General features: G+C 47.4%; 2 protein-coding genes. One reads left to right on the forward strand and one right to left on the reverse strand.

Annotation, left to right across the window (positions count from 1 at the left end; genetic code table 11):
- Positions 1-191: 191 nt before the first annotated feature.
- On the forward strand, positions 192-701 hold the full coding sequence (locus KDK16_RS07070) for a hypothetical protein (protein WP_257252851.1): 510 nt from the start codon (positions 192-194) through the stop codon (positions 699-701).
- 23 nt (positions 702-724) lie between these two features.
- Here the strand turns inward: KDK16_RS07070 and KDK16_RS07075 are convergent.
- A partial coding sequence (locus tag KDK16_RS07075) for a ketopantoate reductase family protein (RefSeq protein ID WP_257275336.1) occupies positions 725-1,432 on the reverse strand: 708 nt, incomplete at its 5' end.

Below are 1,432 nucleotides of genomic sequence, written 5' to 3' on the forward strand. Positions count from 1 at the left end.
TATGGTTACTGGGTGCTGAGTTCTGTCATTTCTCTCATTGGTGGCTGGTTAGCCGGTGTTTTTACCACCGGTTTTTCAGCCAGCTCAATCAGATAGCCGTAAAATAGATATCTTTGGTCTTGCCGAATGCAATGGCGCATCATCACCTATAATGGAGATTTCTTTCAAAACGCAACAACAAGCAAAAACACATGTATATTTTCAGGCTGATCACCTGTGCTTTTCTCACAGTGGTTATCATCTGTTCCAAGGCATGGGCATGGGCCGGGGCCACACAAATTGAATCCTACTCATCGCTCAAGAGTGCTCTTGAGCAAGGAGAACTGTCTGTTACCGGTGTGATTGATCTCGACCAGTGTACGGATAAGTGGCCATTATTTCAGAGTCTCAAAGGAAAAAAGATGACTGTTTTTAAACAAAACAACATTAATGAAGATGGCTCAATAGTGATGTCAACGAGTTATAAAGTGAGTACGCATTTAGTGCTCGGACTCAGGGATGTCCCTCCTGAGCCGGAATGGGTAGTGCCAGCCTGGACAGAATGGCAAATTGTCTACACCCTTTCCGAGGAGGATGATGGACAATTTAAAATAAAGTCTATTGCAACGGATGCAAAAACCGGAGTTATTCTCAGATTTGCTCACTACCGGTGCCAACTGGGATCGGCTATCAGGTTATGGCACTCGCCTCACGGTCGATGAGGTAATGGCGTTTTTATTTCCGACTACCGGATGCTGAGTTCTGCCAACTCTCTCATCAATGCCCGATTGACAGGTGTCTCCACCCCCAGCTTTTCGGCCTGCTCAATCAGATAGCCGTTGATAAAAGCCAGCTCGGTTTTTCGACCCTGTCGGACATCCATGCAGGTGGAGGAGTGATTCATCGCAGTATCCCGACAGACTTGCCTGACTAACTCAGAAAGGTTTCCTGAACCGGGAATACCGGCCGATTGCCTCACCTGCATCACTTCTTCAGCCAAGGCTGCCAGACGCTGTTGACGTTCTTCAGTGTTCAGAAGTTCACCATTCCTGCAATCATACAAGGCAGTAAGACCGTTGATGGCACAATTGACCGCCAGCTTATCCCAGAGCTTTTGTTCAATCTTATGGGTAAACTGAATATCGATTGGCAGTTTTTCCAGAGCCTCTTTGAAAGCGTGCCAGACAGATTCGTCAGGGTTCTGAACGACAGGACCGACCCAGGTTGATCCACGACCGGCATGGCAGACATGCAGAAAGTCTTTCATCCATGCCCCTTCTGTCGTCGATGCGGCCCATATGGTTTGTGAGCTGAAATGTTGTGCTACCGCTTGCTGGCTTCCCATACCGTTCTGCATTACTAGTATCTGACATTGGTCTGATAAATGATCAGCCAGTGAGAGAACCGCAGCTTCAGCATCCTGAGCTTTTGTGCAGACCATTAAATGTGTGAT

The sequence above is a fragment of the Endozoicomonas sp. SESOKO4 genome, assembly GCF_024606275.1.

Excerpts from the sequence above, each read along its gene's own strand:
- KDK16_RS07070 (WP_257252851.1), top strand. The coding sequence starts at position 192 with ATGTATATTTTCAGGCTGATCACCTGTGCTTTTCTCACAGTGGTTATC.